The following is a 16134-nucleotide window of genomic DNA, read 5'->3' on the forward strand; positions in this document are numbered from 1 at the left end:
GCGGGCTGACGCGTCTTCCGCGTTGGAAGTCGGTTTTTCGCTCCCTTCAGATGGCACGGGGTTGGTCGTTCGAGACAACATCGAACGCCACCAGTTCATGCTTCGAACGCCGTCGTCAGTCGCGCCGGAGCCGACCGACCGACGCCGGTTCTCGCTCCCGACGGACGCCGCGGTCCGCATCGAGACCGACCGTATCGGGTTGGCCGCGAACACGGTCGTCTGCGTCCGCGACGAGGCGGGGTCGATGCTCGCACAGGTCGACCAGCAGGGTCGCGAGGAACTCGACGCGGCGACGTACAGCATCGAGCTTTTCGGCGCGGTCAAGACGTATCTCCGAGTCGACGGGGCAGTGACCGTCGACGCGCAGCCGCTCGAAACCGTGCTCTCGTTCGAGGAGTCCCAGACGGTGTTCGTCGGCGCGCGGTCGTCCCACGAGAGCCCCGCGGCGACGATTACGACGACCGACGACCCGCTCGACGTGATGGAGGCCGTCTCGGCGTTCAGCTCCGCGCTCAAGACCACGAGCGTCGAGCGGTCGTACCCGACGCTCCGGGGCCACCCGCCGCTTCTCGAACTGGGCGACGAACTCGACATCCCGGCGGAACTCCGCGTCCCCGACACCGGCGTCCGAATCGAACTCCCGCCGACGCTGAGTCACGTCTTCGTGGCGACGCCGCTGGCGTACTATCTCGGCGCGAGGCTCGTCCCCGGCGACTCGCCCCGACTCGTCACCGAAGGGGGGTTCGTCCACGACTTCGACGGCCCACACGGGTTCGAGGAGGCGGTCGCGCGCGCGCTCAAGCGCACGTTCTTCCTCGACTGCGTCGTTCGGACGGAGGGCATCTACGACGTGCCGCTCCACGAGCGCCAGACCGTCGAGTCGCGGACGGATATCGACGCCGAGGGGCTGTACGACGCGCCGCTCCACGAACGGCTCGCGGCGTACTTCGAGCTTCCGTACGACCAGATTGCCGACCTCGTCCCGGAGTGGAAGCTGACGACGCACGTCGCGCCGCAGACCGACAACGTCGAACTGCTCCCCTTCGTCACGAACGACCTCGCGGTCGTCCGGACCCCGTCCGGGACCGAAGTCCCGCACTCGGAGGTGCAGGCGGCCGTCGTCGACGATTTCCTCCGAGACGACGCCGACGCCGAGGACATCGACGCCGAGACCGTCAGGAGCGCCGGCGCGACGACGCCGAGCGAGACGTACGTCAAGCCCAGTTCGACCGACTCGGTCGAGCAGGCGTGGATTAGCGACGGAACGCCCGTCGGCGCGAGCAAGACCACGCCCGCCGCCTATCGGAACCGCCTCCAGCGCGAACCGGCGCAGGGTGATATCGGTATCACGGTCGTCTGTAACGACCCCGAGATGCTCGACGAGACCGACATCGTCGACGAGGTGTACGGCTCGCGCGACGGACTGTCGTTCGACGTCGACGCCCACTACGACCTCAGCGGGGCGGAGCTTCGGCAGACGCTCGCGGAGCCGACCGACTTCCTCCACTACATCGGCCACATCGACGACGACGGCTTCCAGTGCCGCGACGGCAGGGTCGACGCGGAGACGCTCGACCACGTCGGAACGGGCGCGTTCTTCCTCAACGCGTGCCAGTCGTACGACCAAGGACTCGCGCTCGTCGAGGCCGGCGCTATCGGCGGTATCGTCACGTTCAGCGAGGTCATCAACAGTCAGGCGGTCGGCGTGGGTCGCACGCTGGCCCGACTGCTCAACGGCGGGTTCCCGCTCCAAGCGTCGCTCGACGTGGTCCGAATCGACAGCGATGTCGCACACCAGTACGGCGTCGTCGGGGACGGCGGGCTGTCAGTTGTCCAGGCAGAGAGTGGGGTCGCGGTGCTCTGCGAGGTCGAATCCCTCGATAGCGACACTTACGAATTGGCGTATAATGCGTACCCGACATCACGGAGCGGACTGGGTTCGTTGATAATCCCTGATCTACCGGGGAACACCGAGTACTTTCTCTCGTCGCAACCGCTCTCGAAGGTTAACCTATCGACTCAGGAGCTACGAGACTTCCTCGCGCTAGAACAAATTCCGGTTATCTACGACGATACCGTCTACTGGGATTGCGAATTCCTCGCGTAGTTACGGCCCGTAGATGATTCCCGTGTTTCCGGCCGCCACGCTGCCGGCCTGCGAGAGCAGGAGCGTGAGCGTGAACAGGACGCCCATCATGCGGGGGTTCTGACGGAGGTACGTTACCATCTGGTTGCTGTCGTCGGACATGTGCACTTACCCCAAGGCGCGTGCAGAAATTATAATTTTTCGTGTATATCTGATATGAAATTAACTTAATTAACGGAGCGGGTGTCGCAAGTAACCGTCAGTCTGGCGAACGGTTCCCGTAACGGCGTGCAAACTACCCGTACGCTGCACGGACTACGCGTCGGCTACGAGAACGGAGACGAGAGAAGACGGTCGGCGTCCGAAACGGTTGCCCGGTCTGGTCAGGAGTTGTCGATGTCGGCCTCGCCGCCGATGTCTCGGTACACCGCGGAGATTCCTTCGGTTTCGTCGAGCTGCCCGAGCGTCTCGTCGAGTTCGCGCCGGAGCTCGGTCAGGCGGGCGGTGAGCCGCTGGTACTCCTCGTTTTCTTCGAGCGCCGCCTCGTCTTTCTCCGACTCTAACAACGCCTTCTTCGACGCGAGGGAAAACAGGTCTTGGATACCCACGTCGTAGGCGTTTCGCAAGATGAGGTTAGAGACGGTCTCGGTCAGCGCTTCGCGCGAGACGGGTTTGACGAGGTAGTCGTCGAAGCCCATCGCGATGATGTCGAAGTCAGGTTCGACTGCGGTCACCATGGCGACGCGGCACTCGAAGCCACGGTCTCGAATCTCCGAGAGCGCCTCGTCGCCCGAGAGGTCGGGCATCCGACGGTCGAGGAGAACAACGTCAACCTCGTCGTCGAGCTTATCGAGCGCCTCGCGGCCGCCGTAGGCGACACGAACGCCGTAGTCGTTCCTAAGCCAGGTTGCGTACAGATCGGCGAGGTCAGGCTCATCTTCAACGATGAGCACCAGTGGCTGTTCTGCGCTCATTGGTAGTGGAGTGGTGTTCCGGAGACGCTCACGAAACTCAATGTCGTGCAGTGGTATATCAAAATACCTCTTGTCTAACGCCGTCCGAAACCGCGCTTGTGGGCACTAATTGCCCCCCGGAGTTGTTATACATTCCGGCGAACCGAACAGATACTAACTGTCGGATGTCCCCGAAATCGACTCGACGGTGATGCGGTTCGCCTCGACATCCTCTAACACCGCGCCCCACCCGCCGACGGTGTAGGTCTCACCGTCGGTCTCGACGGTCAGGCAGACCTGCCCCGCGAGTTCCGAAAACGACAACGCGTCCGTCGGCGCGGAGACCGCCGTGTAGTACACGTCAGTCACTTCGCCGGTGAACTCGATTGGGTCGCGCTCGTCGGTCTCGTAGCCCTCGATGTGGGCGGTGATTCGGTTCCCGTCGCGGACGAGCGGCTCTACGTCCTGTACGAAGTGTCTGATGTCCGAGTACACTATCGGCGGCTCGTCGGTCTGCGCGTCGTAGACGACCTCCCAGACCTCCCACAGCGCCGTCTGGAAGTACCAGTGGAAGACGTACGCCAGCGTGTAGTCGTCGACGAGGACGCCGTACTGGTTCACCGAGTTGTCGTGCGGCGCGAAACACGCGCCCGTCCGGTCGACGATGGCGACGAACGGCGTCGGAAGGGTTCGGTGTCTGACCTCCGTGGCGACCCCGCGGTACTCCCGTTCGGCGGGTGGTTCGAGTTCGTCGGTCCGCTCGGGGTGGAGCACGACCTTCACCAACGCGCCGTTCTCGTACGCCTCCGACAGCGCCGGCTTGAGCTCGTCGAACTGCTCGGGAGTGACCGACAGTTGGACCTCGCCGTCGGCCCCTCGAATCATCTCTTCGGCCCGATTGAACACCGTCTCGAAGCGCTTGACGATGCTCAGCATGTGCCGGTCGACCGCGGGCTGTTGCCAGCGCGCCTCGATTTCCTCTGCCGCGTCGTCCAGTTGGACGGCGCGGCTCTTGAGGTCCTCCATCACCGATTGCGGGTCGCACGCCCGCGCGTGAAGACTGTCTTGCTCGTAGGTCTCGATGTAGCCCTTCGCTTCGAGGTCGCGGAGAACATCGTAGATACGGGCGGTCGGCACGGCGCAGGCGTCGGCGAGTTCGGTCGCACTCGCCGCGCCGAGTTGCAGCAGCGCGACGTACGCCTCGGCCTGATACTGAGACAACCCGGCGTTCCGGAGTGCGGTGCGTAGCTCCGCGGTATTCATCGCTTGTAGATGCACGACATACATCCCTATTAATTATCGTATGTTCTCACCCCGCGTTCGCTCCGGGCGTCGAGCCGAGAGCGGGGAGAAAGAACAGTGAGGAGACGGAAACAGCGGGAAAACGAAACGGTCGGGTGCGCGTTACTCGCTCGGGCTGTAATTCGGCGCTTCGTCGGTAATCATCACGTCGTGGGGGTGGCCCTCGGTCTGGCCGGCGGCGGAGACGCGGACGAAGCGGGCGCGCTCTTTGACCTCGGGGATGGTCTCGGCACCGACGTAGCCCATGCCGGACTGCATGCCGCCGACGAGCTGGTGAAGCTCGGACGCGAGCGAGCCCTTGTACGGCGTCGCGGCCTCGACGCCCTCGGGGACGTACTCCTCGTCCTCGTTGTCCTCCTTGAGGTAGCGGTCGGCACCGCCGGACTGCATCGCGCCGACGGAGCCCATGCCGCGGTACTGCTTGTACTTCTTGCCGTTCATCGTGATGACGCGGCCGGGGGCCTCGTCGGTGCCGGCGAAGTAGGAGCCGAGCATGACGGCGTCGGCACCGGCGGCGACCGCCTTGATGGCGTCGCCGGAGTAGCGGATGCCGCCGTCGGCGATGACGGGGATGTCGTAGTCGGCGGCGACGTCAGCGACTTCCGCGACGGCCGAAATCTGGGGCATGCCGGAGCCGGAGACGACGCGGGTCGTACAGATGGAGCCGGGGCCGATGCCGACCTTGATGCCGTCCGCGAAGTCGACGAGTTCGGCCGCGGCCTCGCGCGTGCCGACGTTCCCGACGACCACGTCCGCCTCGACGGACTCCTTGATGTCGCGGGCGGTGTCGATGACGTTGAGGTTGTGCGCGTGGGCGCAGTCGATGAAGATGACGTCCGCGCCGGCGTCGTCGGCCATCTGCGCGCGCTCGTCGTCGAACGGGCCGACGGCGACGCCGCAGACGAGGCGGCCGTCGTCGTCGCGGGCGGCGTTCTCGTGTTCGCGGCGCTGGAGGATGCCCTGCATCGTGACGAGGCCGGCGAGGCGGCTGTCGTCGTCGACGATGGGGACGCGCTCTATCTTGTGGTCGTACATGAGTTCGAGCGCGTCGCGGGCGGTCACGTCGCGTTCGGCCGTGATGACCTCGTCCGTCATGGCCTCGCCCACCTCGTCGGACTCACCGACTTCGAGGTACGGGCGGATGTCGGTGCCGGAGATGATGCCGAGGACCACGTCGTCGTCGTCGACGACGGGTGCGCCGGAGACGCCGGCGCGCTCCATCATCTCGTCGACCTCGCTTATGGTCTGGCCGGGGTTGGCCGTGACCACGTCTTCGCGACGGATGACGAGCTCGTCGGCGCGTTTGACGCGCTCGATTTCGCGGACCATCTGCTCGGCGTTCATGTTGCGGTGGAGCACGCCGAGGCCGCCCTCGCGGGCCATCCCGATGGCCATCCCGCTTTCGGTGACGGTGTCCATCGCCGCCGAGAGGATGGGAATGTTGAGTTCGACGTTCTTCGAGACGCGCGTCGACACGTCGGCGTCGTCGGGTTCGACGCGGCTCTCCATCGGGCGGAGCAGCACGTCGTCGAATGTGAGGGATTCGGGTACCCGTAGCTTCTCGGTGAAGGGTTCTCGGTCAGGAACGTCGTTCGCCATATCAAGCGTGGTTGCGGCGACGACAAAAGGGTTGCGAGATAGCACGGGCGTGTCGATGTATCGCAAACCCGACCGTCGATATACCCACATACGTGAGCATTCTCTGCATCGCCGGTCGACCGAGACGACCACCGAAGCACGTGACGACGCCCGTGAACGACGGACGCCGCCGACCCCCCGATACGCCGGGGTGTTCGTCCCCTCGTCACGGTGTACCGAATCGCAAGACCATCGTGAATAATCACCATATTCACGAACGTGTACCGCGAGATTTTCGATATTTCAAATTATAGCCGACGAATCGTCAGTGCTTTTTATAATAAAGGCAGAAATACTCGTGTCCCGTGCGGGCGTATCCCACACAACGTTTAATACTCCTGTCCTATTGTAATCTCGTATGGACTCCACGTGTCCCGCCGCATCGCGCATTGCCGGTCAAACGACCTCCGACTCCGGCATTCTCTTTACAGCGATGTGGCAGACATTTAAACGGGAGTTCAATTTCGGACGAAATGGGCTTCGCGTGCAGAGCGCCAGCACGCCCCTGTCCGAATTGCGTTCGTATCGCCGCTTGGGCCATGGTGACGGCCAGTAACATCGAATGAGTGTCTCACGCCACCCAGTCGCCCTTCGCCTCGAGCAACAGGTAGGGGGTGCCACCCGACTGCTCGCAACCGTCATGGGGTTGCCCCTCATCGACGGCATCTTCCCCGCGCTCATCATCGCGGGGGCGATGACGACCGCCGCGGGCGACCCCTCGATTGCGGGCATCCTCCAGACCGGCCTGCTCATCTTCGGCGGCTCCGCGACGGTCGCGGTCATCCTCGCCGAGATGGACGGTACGCGCCGCGAGCAGATCACGTCCATCCTCCTGCTCGGCGTGCTGCTCATCCCGGTCGCGGTCGCCGAGGCCGCCGTCGCAGAGACCATCGAGACGCTCCTGAACTTCGAGGTGTTCCACCGCTTCGCCGGCCTCGTCATTCTGGCCGTGGCGGCGAAGACGGCCTCCTCGAAGGTCGGTGAGTACCTCCCCTCGCCGAGCATCATCATCGGTCTCGGCCTCGTCGCGAGTTTCGAGCCCGCCGGGTTCGAACTCATCGTCACCCCCGACCCGATGCGCCTGCTCAGCGCCGGCGCGGCGGCCGGCACGGGCGTCGGCTTCGCCGGGGCGGTCGCGCTGTTCGCCCCGCAACTCCGCGGCAACGTCGACATCGACCTCTTCCGCTTCGGGAGCTCGGTCGCCCTCGGCATGCTGGCGCTCGAAGTGCTCGGCCTGATGCCGACGCAGGCCCCCGTCGCCCTCGGCGTCCTCGCCGTCACCGCGCTGTTCGCGTTCGACCCCGGCTCCGACGACGCGGACCTCGACGAGTTCGTCGACGACGCCTCCGCCGAGTCGGCCACGCCTAACGCGAACGCCAACGGGGCGGTCGCAGACGGCGGCGACGACGCCGACCCGGCCGACTACGACGCGCTGGTCGACGACGCGAACGAGACCGACGACGACTCCGAACCGGGGTACGGCTATCCCGGCGAAGAAGAGTCGCGCGCCCCCTGGCTGTAACCCGCCGGGCGACTTTTTCTCCCGGCCGACGAACCACGTCGCGTGCGACGGACTTTCGATATCCGAACCGAGTGCCGGCTTCAGGTCGTCGACGTGACCGACGAAGTCGAGGCGGCGCTTCCACGGGGATACGACGGCGTCTGTACCGTTTTCTCGAAACACACCACGACCGGCGTCTGCGTCAACGAGTCCGAATCGCGGCTGCTCGGCGACATCGAATCGATGCTCGCCGAGGCGGTCCCCGACGACGGCTGGGACCACGACGAACTCGACGGCAACGCCGACTCGCACCTCCGCGCGCTCCTCGTCGGCAACGGCGTCTCGATACCGGTCGCGGACGGTTCTCTCGACTTCGGTCGGTGGCAGTCCGTCCTCCTCGTGGAGTGCGACGGCCCGCGCACGCGGACCGTGACGGTTGCGACGCCCTGAATCGACTCGGGGCGCGGCCTCGCTGACAGCCAGGTCCCCGGCACCTCCCCGACCGCTGGCGGAGGGCTTACTTACTTCGGGACGGTTGCACGGGTATGAGCAATCGCGTCGTACAAGGACGGATGGTCACGCCCGAGACGCTCGCCGAACTCGTTGAGGGCGAGCGCCCGATGGACGCCGAGCCGATTCAGGACGCCGACTTCGACTGCCCGGAGTGCGGCGAGAACGTCATCCAGGTGGGCTACATGCCGAGCGTGACGGAGTTCGTGACGGCCTACAAATGTCAGGAGTGCGACTGGGACGACGACGACCGCGACGAGTAGAATCGAAACCCCTTTAAGAAAAATCGCCATACGAGAGAGTGCAGACAGAACGAATCGGGGCTGTGGCCAAGCCCGGCATGGCGACTGACTCCAGAGGCTTGGCGCCCGGGACGACACTCCAGCTGATATACTGAGCGACCGACTGATCATCGGTCGTGTTGACGACCCTCTGGAGTTCCGAGGTGCCCACCGGAGATATCAGTCGATCGGGGGTTCAAATCCCTCCGGCCCCACTCTAACCTTAATCCTTTCGCAGGGTTTTAACAAGGAGCAGAAGCGCTGTAATCGACCCTGTGACACGGGGGTGTTTCTCCGTGTCTGACTCTCCAAAACAGGAGAGTGACGACCTCGACGACGGGGACGGCGACCTCTGGTACGACGCCGAAGTCGACGAGTCGGAGCTGGGGAAGAAACGACTCGATGGACTCTCACCCGTGCCGACAGAGCACGGGAGGAAAGTCGCGTTCAACGCACTACCCCTAGAGGCGTCGCGCGGGTCGGGACGCTACGATAACTACTGGACGGACCCAGACCCACCGTACGAGCCAAAGAATCACGTCATCGACGGCTCCTACCGGGAACCACCCGCGAAGGAGGACAGCTGGCGGCTCATCCGCTACAACTGTGGAAGCTGTAAGAAGCGGTGCCTCGTCGACCACGCCGAGCGCGCCGTGAAGCTCCGGCAGTGTAGGGACTGCGCGCGGGTTCCCGCGCTCGACGACAAGGTGAGAGACCACCGTCTCACCAGTCTGTTGTGGGCGCACATGGCCGCCCGAGATTCCACCGCAAGGTCCGGTGAGGCGACGACCGTCCTGCCCGCGCCGAGCGCCCCGAGGCGCGGGAGGGAGGAGCCCGCCGGAAGCGAGGGCTTGCCCCTCGACCCGGAAGCCGGGCCGCACCGAGGGGTCCCCGACCCCGAGGAACGTGAAAAGCCCCAGCGGCGTCTGAGCGATTACGTAGTCGCGGACGGCGGGGAGCGTGAGTAGCGATGGCGACCAGCCCACCGGAGGAGTCGAAGGGACTCAACCGGGGGCTGAGCCTTGGCCCTCCAAGGAGACTAACTCTGTAAAGGCTCAACGCGAGCGTTCACGGGACTCTAGCGAACCCGACGAACTCGTACACGAACGAGTTCTAGAGTTCGCGCAGAAGTACCCGGAACTGGCCGAGACGCCCCTGTGCGAAACACACGGGCGCAAGCTGAGACGCATCGTCACGGAAGCGGACTGGCGAGACCAGTGGGTCGAACCAGAACAGCCCACCGAAAACGCGTTCCAAGTGACGGAGTTAGCGAAACGGGAAGCCTCGACGTGGGCGGACGCTCTGAGTGCCTTCCTCACCGCGCACGCACGGTACGACGGACTCCGCGCCCGGTTCGCCAACGAGCAGGGCGACGAGTTCGAGATACCGCTGGTAGATGCGTGGGGAGAAGAGTACTCGAAGAAACAGTACGCCCGGGCGATGGCGCTCCAGCGGCAGATGGCCGGCGGCGACCGACCGAGTGGCGGTGAATCAATCGCGGCGTGGGACTCGCCCGCGACCGCGATGCTCACCCTCACCGCGTCGTCGGTTCCTGACGGGACTCGGGTACCGCCGGTAGAACATGCTGACGCCGTACACGACTCGTTCTCGTACGACGGCGTACGCGACACACTCCGCAACACGATGGAGTATCATCTCGGGCTCGACGCCGACCAGTGGGGCTACTGGTTACAGGCAGAGCCGCACGGAATGGACGGCGACGGGAGCGGGATGAACGCGTGCTACACGCACCTCCACGTCGGCGTGTACTTCGATACGGAACCGCTGGGACTCGACGACGACCTGCACAGCGTCGGCACCGAGTTCGAGCGGGTCATCGACAAACACGTCGAAGTGTGCGAGTACGCCGGTCGGTCGGCACACGACTACGATACGATAACCGACTACGTAGAGGAGTCGAACGGCTGTATCTCCCTGAACGCAAGCGTGGAGAACATGGGTTCGTACCTCGCGGCGTACATGGGCGGATACACCGAAGAACTCCTAGAGAAGCCAATCGAGTACCTCGCGTGGGGCTCGATTTACTGGTCGGCGGCGCGCCGTCGTACCTCACGCTCGAAGGTGCTCACCGAAGCGATTGCCGCGGACGCCTGCGAACAGCGGGCTGAGTCCGACGAGTCGAACCAGACCGACGCGCACGGCGACGCGGTCGTGTGGGACGACGGCCGTGGCCCTGATGTCGTCTGCGAGTGCTGTGGTTCTGGATGGGCGATAGACCAGTCACGGCTCGACGCACCAGTCTCCGACGACGACCTGAGCGACGCCCTCGGCGCCGAAGGAGAGTCGGACGAGACTGGGCGCGAGCTGACGCTGGCCGAACGCTGGCCGACCGCGACCGCGGCGGCGAGCGTCGGAGAGTCGACCACGAAGACTCGAATACGGAAGCGCGTCGAAACGGAGTTGAAGTACTGTGACGATGTACCGTCGGTACACGCAATGATTGGGCGGAATATCCACGAGATTCCGCTGAAGTACGCCGAGTTCGTCGAATCGGTGATGAACGGCGAGGACGACTCCGAACCGGAATCGTTCCGCCGGGCGTCGCTCGATTCCGAGTGGCACCTAGAGGCCATCGTCGACCGCGACGGCGAGGAGCACGCGCCGAACGGCGGCGGTGTCGATATGGCCCCGCTGAAGCTCCCGGTACAGCGCATCCTCGACGAGACGAGACTACGGCACAGTCTCGGACGTGGTGAGATGTGGCGGTGCTCGAAGTGTAACTTCGCGTACCACGACGACGGGACGATGCACGCACGTCACTTCGTCGGGGAGCACGGTATCACGGACCCGGAGAGTGCGGACCATGTACTGGTGGTAGATGACTACTACGACGAAGACAGGGAGTGTATGCGCCACCCAGCAGAGCGGCACGACTCAGGATAAGGTCACTTATCAGGAGACGTGAATGCACAAGCAGAACGAGACGCATCACCAGCGAAACCACCGGTTTCGCCACCCATCCACCCGCCCCCTTTACGGGTCAGGGTGGTGGGTGCTCACTCGTCTAAAGTGAGTTCGCTAGCGTCAAGGTCACCAGAGAGGTACGCTCGACCCTTATCTGTAATTGCGTAGTACGCCTCTCGTTGCCGGACACGGTCGACTAAGCCCGTCTGTTCGAGCTTCTTTAGCCGTCTGTGGATGGTCGAGTACGAAACTGAAAATCCCTCTCGTTCGAGATTGATTTCCAGACCCTTGGGTGGAAGTGCAACGTCGTGCTCTTGGAAGTATTCGAGAATCGTGTCGTCGTTTCCCGTCATCCAAGAGACGCGTGGCCGCATGGTAGCACACGTTGTAACAAGAGGGTATAATTGCAACTGGTAGGCGATGGTATGAAAAGAAATCTATCGTCTGTGAGTAGATTTCTTGCCAAGATATAAGTGATATCTGTCGTACTGTACCCTAACGGAAGCTACACGCGGACCTGACCGTGGTCGGGTCCATTCAGAATCAAAGCGGACCCAGTGCACCAACACTGGCCCGCGGTGGCTCCCGTAAACAGGCTACGGCAGCATGTTCAACAACAATCCGAGGGGCCTTGAACCCCTACGAATCCCGGCAGAATCGACCTCGACGGCACGTCCGAGTTTCACTTTCGCTAAAACCTTCACTTTCACTCCGGGGAGTGGATTCGGGGTTTATACGTCTACCCACCAACGTCTCTCTCGGTTGAAGGTCCGGCACGGGGAGAACGAGTCTGACAGGACTCTCCCCGCGCGTATCGGTCCCGATACCGAAGCCATAGAACCCAGAAATCAGGAATCCGGGAGTTCGGAGCCTCGGAACCAAGACCAGGAACCCATGACACCCTACGAAAGCCCACACCGTAAGCGTAGCGACTGGAGTGTAGCCGAACCGGAGGCTCGGCACGATGAGTAAGGAACTCACCGTGCTTCAGCTGTCCGAGGAACAGCGGGAAGCCCTCGCCGATGGTCGAAGCGCGACCTTCGGTTTCGACGAGTCGATCATCTTCGTGACGCCGGAGGAGATCGACGCGGAGAGACTGGCCGACTTCCTCGACGCCGAGGTGAACACCCGGCGGGTGACGCGGGAGGTGCTGTGATGAGCGACGAACTGCGGGACCTCTCACCGCGTGAAGCGCGTGAGCGGTTCCTTGCTCGACGGGCGCAGACACAGGCGAAAGCGACGATTCGGTCGTACCGGAATCGGCTGAACGCGTTCGTTCACTGGTGCGAGTCGGAGAACGTGGAGTCGATGGCGGACCTGAACGGCTGGCTCGTCGACGAGTATCAGGCGTACCGTGAGAGACAGGGAATGTCGCCGTCGACGGTGAAGGGTGCGGTTGTCGCACTGCGGCAACTGGTGAAGTACTGCCACCGCATCGAGGCCGTGGACCCGGACCTGCTGGACAAAATCAAGGTGCCGAAGCTGTCGAAGGCTCAGCAGACCAGCGACGAGACGCTGGCCGCTGAGGACGCGCTGAACCTGCTGTCGATGTACCGTGAGTCTCGTCGGCTCTACGGAACGGCGTGGCACGCGTTTCTGGAGGTGACGTGGCACACGGGCGCTCGGATGGGTGGCATCCGCGCGCTCGACCTCGGTGATTTCGATAGGGAAGAACGCTCGCTGGAGTTCCGTCACCAGCCGGAGACTGAGACGCCGCTGAAGAACAAGGAGGACGGCGAGCGTGTCGTCGGCCTCCCTGAGCCGGTGGTCGATGCTCTCGACGAGTACGTCGCTCGTGAGCGGTCGGACAAGCGCGACGAGTACGGGCGTCAACCGCTGTTCTCCTGCCGGCAGGGGCGACCGTCGCGGACGACGATTCGGTCGTGGTCGTACCTCGGGACGCAACCGTGCTTGTACAGAGATTGCCCGCACGGTCGGGAGCGTCACGCGTGTTCGTACACGACTCGCGGCGCTGGAAGCAAGTGCCCGTCTTCTCGGTCGCCGCACGCGATTCGGACGGGGTCGATTACGTGGCAACTCGACCGCGGGGTTCCGATTGAACTCGTGGCCGAGCGTGTGAACGCGACGCCTTCGACGATTCGGCGGTACTACGATAAGGCGGACGTGCACGAGCGGTTCCGTGAGCGGCGTCGTGAACTGAGCGCATCTCTCGACATCCAGAACCATGACTGAGGGATGCGAGAGTTCGGCAGTTTCACGGGGCACCGTGCCGCTGTCTGCCGATTTTACTCAACCCTCCGGCCCCACTCTAACCTTAATCCTTTCGCAGGGTTTTATCACGGAGTAGCGACGCTCTCGCGTGGGTTCTCACCCACTCAGGAGGTGCGTTCTTCGTGAGCAATTCTCCACCAGAGAAGAGCGACAGCGACGGCGAGAACCAACGCGCCGTCGCGGCGGCGGTCCCGCGGCTGTTTCTCTATGCGCCGAGCCTCTATCACTCGTTTGAAAAGGAGTGGTGTTCGGTCGGAAGAAATTACCACAAAAATACCAACTGATTATAGTCGCCGGGGGTGACGGGGCGGTATGGTACGGGACACAGCGCACCGACTCGCCGAGTATCTGAGCAGGCGCATCGGCGACGGGCTTCGGACGGTCGTCATCGCCGCCGACGGCGGCTACGAACTGGAATACATCCGCGACGACCTCTCGGAGCGGTACACCGAACGGACGCTGACGGCGGCCGTCACCGACCTCCAGGTCGAAACGTCGTTTTCGTCTCCCAGTAGCGACTCGTCTCCTGCCGGCGAACGCCGCGCGGTCGTCTACTACTACGAGAACGCGTTCGTCCTGCAGTTTCCCTTCTCCGAGGCGGAGCAAATCATCATCAGCATCGGAACCGGCGTCGGGACTGACCTCCTGCGGTTCATCGAGGACTGCCGGCGCATCGTCGACCGGGAGAACTGAGCGCCGGGGCGGTCGCGGGCGGGGGTGGGGTCGATGCCGGGCGCTGACGACGGGAGGCGACGCCGCCGCTGCACAACGATTTTCTCTCGTGCGCCCGACGTGGGAGTGATGGAACTCGTCTCTGTCGCCGCGCTCGCCGAGAACCGCGTCATCGGCCGCGAGGGCGAACTCCCGTGGCCGAGCATCCCCGCCGACAAAAAGCAGTACCGAAACCGCATCGCCGACGACCCGGTCGTCCTCGGCCGGACGACGTTCGAGTCGATGCGCGACGACCTGCCGGGGAGCGCCCAAATCGTCATGAGCCGAAGCGAACGGTCGTTTTCGGTCGACACCGCCCACCGCGCGGCGAGCGTCGAAGAGGCGGTCGACATCGCGGCGTCGCTGGACGCGGAGACGGCCTACGTCATCGGTGGTGCCGCCATCTACGCGCTGTTCCAACCCCACCTCAACCGGATGGTGCTGAGCCGCGTCCCCGGCGAGTACGAAGGCGACACGTACTACCCCGAGTGGGACGCCGCCGAGTGGGAACTCGACGCCGAGACCGACTACGAGGGCTTTACGCTCCAAGAGTGGGTCCGGTCGGCGTCGTCCAGATAGTCGGCGGTCCCCAGACTCGCTCGGCTCCGGCGGCTCCGGCGACCCCGGCGACTCCGGCGAGGCCCGCTGGGGCGCGTAGCTTGATACGCCGGAGGGCCGTAGCGGGCGACGATGCGCCCGAACGTCGACACGCGGATTCTCGCGCTCGCGCTGGCTCGGATGGTCGACGCCCTCGCCAACTCGTTTCTGGTCGTCGTCCTCCCGCTGTACATCGGGAGCCAACTGGTGTCGATGCCGTCGTTCGTCGGGACGACGCTTTCTCTCGGGGTCGTCGAGGTACCCCTCTCGACCGAACTCCTCATCGGCGTCGTGCTCTCGCTGTTCGGGTTTCTCAACAGCTTCAGCCAGCCGTTTACGGGGTCGCTGTCGGACCGCACGGGCCGCCGCCGAGTCTTTCTTTTGACCGGCCTCGCGCTCGTCGCCGTCGGGAGCGCCGGCTACCTCGTGTTCACGGACTACGGCTCGATACTCGTCATGCGTGCGCTCCAGGGTCTCGGCGCGGCGTTCACCATCCCGGTCACGGTGGCGCTCGTGAACGAACTCTCCGACGAGGACGAACGCGGCGGCAACTTCGGCCTGTTCAACACCTTCCGACTGCTCGGCTTCGGGACCGGCCCGCTCGTCGCCGGCGGCGTCGTCACCGCCGGCCCCTACTCGCTCGCCGGCGTCGCGCTCTCCGGCTTCGACGCCGCGTTCCTCGTCGCGGTCGTCGGCGCGGCGGTCAGTTTCGTCCTCATCGCGCTGCTCATCGAGGACCCAGAACGGACCGACAGCGAGGCGGCCGACGACATCTCGATTTCGGTTCGGAACCCCGACGGCCCCGGCCTCGACCCCGTGTTCGCCCTCGGCGTCGCGACCGTCGTGATGGCGCTGAGCATCGCCATGTACGCCCCGCTCGCAAACGTCATCAACGAGCGCCTCGACCAGGGGACGTTCCTGTTTTCGGTGCAGTTCGGCGCGACCGTCCTCGCCAACGTCGTCTTCCAGTACCCCATCGGCCGGCTGAGCGACCGCTACGGGCGGCGGCCGTTCCTCGTCGGCGGCTTCGTCCTCCTGCTCCCGACGACGCTCGCACAGGGGTTCGTCCAGACGCCGGCGCTGATGATTCTCGCGCGGTTCCTGCAAGGCGTCGCGGTCGCGGCCGTCTTCGCTCCCTCGCTCGCCCTCGCCGGCGACATCGCCAAGGCGGGGCAGTCGGGGTCGACGCTCTCGCTTCTCACGATGGGGTTCGGCCTCGGCGTCGCCATCGGCGCGCTGTTCTCGGGCGTCCTCGTCGGCTTCGGCTTCGCCGTCCCCTTCGTGGCCGCGACCGCGCTGGGCGCGGTCGGCCTGCTCCTCGTCTACACGCAGGTCGGAGAAACCGTCGAGGTCGGCGGCGGTGGCGGCGGCAGTCCCTCGCCCGCCCGCGGCGATTAG

Annotated in this window: 18 protein-coding genes and 1 tRNA gene; 14 read left to right on the forward strand and 5 right to left on the reverse strand. The window is 64.4% G+C overall.

What is annotated here, in order from left to right; genetic code table 11:
* Positions 1 to 61 precede the first annotated feature (61 nt).
* Positions 62 to 2107, forward strand: a complete 2046-nt coding sequence (locus E4P24_RS06655) for a hypothetical protein (RefSeq protein ID WP_188148661.1) — start codon at positions 62 to 64, stop codon at positions 2105 to 2107.
* On the opposite strand, the gene E4P24_RS06660 is transcribed toward E4P24_RS06655, so the two are convergent.
* The 4 genes from E4P24_RS06660 to guaB form a co-directional block, all read right to left on the reverse strand.
* On the reverse strand, positions 2108 to 2248 hold the full coding sequence (locus E4P24_RS06660; RefSeq protein ID WP_004043668.1) for a hypothetical protein: 141 nt from the start codon (positions 2246 to 2248) through the stop codon (positions 2108 to 2110).
* Positions 2249 to 2469: 221 nt separating this feature from the next.
* Positions 2470 to 3060, reverse strand: coding sequence for a HalX domain-containing protein (locus tag E4P24_RS06665; protein WP_004063642.1), 591 nt, complete (start codon positions 3058 to 3060; stop codon positions 2470 to 2472).
* 153 nt (positions 3061 to 3213) lie between these two features.
* Positions 3214 to 4302 (reverse strand): TrmB family transcriptional regulator, encoded by a 1089-nt coding sequence (locus E4P24_RS06670; RefSeq protein WP_006600364.1) that lies wholly within the window; start codon positions 4300 to 4302, stop codon positions 3214 to 3216.
* 141 nt (positions 4303 to 4443) lie between these two features.
* Entirely contained in the window at positions 4444 to 5940 is a 1497-nt protein-coding gene (guaB, locus tag E4P24_RS06675) for an IMP dehydrogenase (protein WP_115802487.1), read from the reverse strand.
* 397 nt (positions 5941 to 6337) lie between these two features.
* Here guaB and E4P24_RS06680 point away from each other — a divergent pair, with 397 nt between their 5' ends.
* From E4P24_RS06680 to E4P24_RS06710, 7 genes are all read left to right on the forward strand, one after another.
* On the forward strand, positions 6338 to 6535 hold the full coding sequence (locus tag E4P24_RS06680) for a hypothetical protein (RefSeq protein WP_013035350.1): 198 nt from the start codon (positions 6338 to 6340) through the stop codon (positions 6533 to 6535).
* 84 nt (positions 6536 to 6619) lie between these two features.
* On the forward strand, positions 6620 to 7501 hold the full coding sequence (locus E4P24_RS06685; protein WP_188148271.1) for a DUF5794 domain-containing protein: 882 nt from the start codon (positions 6620 to 6622) through the stop codon (positions 7499 to 7501).
* Between the two features lie 42 nt (positions 7502 to 7543).
* Positions 7544 to 7930, forward strand: coding sequence for a secondary thiamine-phosphate synthase enzyme YjbQ (locus E4P24_RS06690; protein WP_115802489.1), 387 nt, complete (start codon positions 7544 to 7546; stop codon positions 7928 to 7930).
* Positions 7931 to 8025: 95 nt separating this feature from the next.
* Entirely contained in the window at positions 8026 to 8253 is a 228-nt protein-coding gene (locus E4P24_RS06695; RefSeq protein ID WP_223173892.1) for a DUF5795 family protein, read from the forward strand.
* Positions 8254 to 8309: 56 nt separating this feature from the next.
* Positions 8310 to 8486 (forward strand) — tRNA-Trp (locus E4P24_RS06700).
* Between the two features lie 81 nt (positions 8487 to 8567).
* Complete coding sequence (locus E4P24_RS06705) at positions 8568 to 9239, forward strand: hypothetical protein (RefSeq protein WP_223173893.1); 672 nt, start codon at positions 8568 to 8570, stop codon at positions 9237 to 9239.
* Positions 9240 to 9528: 289 nt separating this feature from the next.
* On the forward strand, positions 9529 to 11175 hold the full coding sequence (locus tag E4P24_RS06710; RefSeq protein WP_188148273.1) for a hypothetical protein: 1647 nt from the start codon (positions 9529 to 9531) through the stop codon (positions 11173 to 11175).
* Between the two features lie 113 nt (positions 11176 to 11288).
* On the opposite strand, the gene E4P24_RS06715 is transcribed toward E4P24_RS06710, so the two are convergent.
* Positions 11289 to 11570 (reverse strand): winged helix-turn-helix domain-containing protein, encoded by a 282-nt coding sequence (locus E4P24_RS06715; RefSeq protein WP_115820371.1) that lies wholly within the window; start codon positions 11568 to 11570, stop codon positions 11289 to 11291.
* A gap of 590 nt (positions 11571 to 12160) precedes the next feature.
* Here E4P24_RS06715 and E4P24_RS06720 point away from each other — a divergent pair.
* From E4P24_RS06720 to E4P24_RS06745, 6 genes are all read left to right on the forward strand, one after another.
* Entirely contained in the window at positions 12161 to 12352 is a 192-nt protein-coding gene (locus tag E4P24_RS06720; RefSeq protein ID WP_004968043.1) for a hypothetical protein, read from the forward strand.
* The gene (locus E4P24_RS06725) at positions 12352 to 13389 is read left to right on the forward strand and encodes a site-specific integrase (RefSeq protein ID WP_115860016.1); all 1038 of its coding nucleotides are present in this window, start codon (positions 12352 to 12354) and stop codon (positions 13387 to 13389) included. The genes E4P24_RS06720 and E4P24_RS06725 overlap by 1 nt, the downstream gene beginning before the upstream one ends.
* Before the next feature lie 161 nt (positions 13390 to 13550).
* Positions 13551 to 13712, forward strand: a complete 162-nt coding sequence (locus tag E4P24_RS06730; protein WP_158543162.1) for a hypothetical protein — start codon at positions 13551 to 13553, stop codon at positions 13710 to 13712.
* Positions 13713 to 13740: 28 nt separating this feature from the next.
* Complete coding sequence (locus tag E4P24_RS06735; protein WP_004063630.1) at positions 13741 to 14121, forward strand: hypothetical protein; 381 nt, start codon at positions 13741 to 13743, stop codon at positions 14119 to 14121.
* Between the two features lie 108 nt (positions 14122 to 14229).
* A complete protein-coding gene (hdrA, locus tag E4P24_RS06740) occupies positions 14230 to 14718 on the forward strand; it encodes a dihydrofolate reductase HdrA (RefSeq protein ID WP_188148274.1) in 489 nt (162 codons plus the stop codon).
* Between the two features lie 111 nt (positions 14719 to 14829).
* Positions 14830 to 16134 carry an MFS transporter gene (locus tag E4P24_RS06745; RefSeq protein WP_188148275.1) on the forward strand — a complete coding sequence of 435 codons (1305 nt, stop codon included), beginning with the start codon at positions 14830 to 14832 and terminating at the stop codon, positions 16132 to 16134.

Origin of the sequence: Haloferax sp. AS1 (assembly GCF_014530665.1) — an archaeon.
In the GTDB taxonomy this organism is placed as follows: Archaea; Halobacteriota; Halobacteria; order Halobacteriales; family Haloferacaceae; genus Haloferax; species Haloferax volcanii.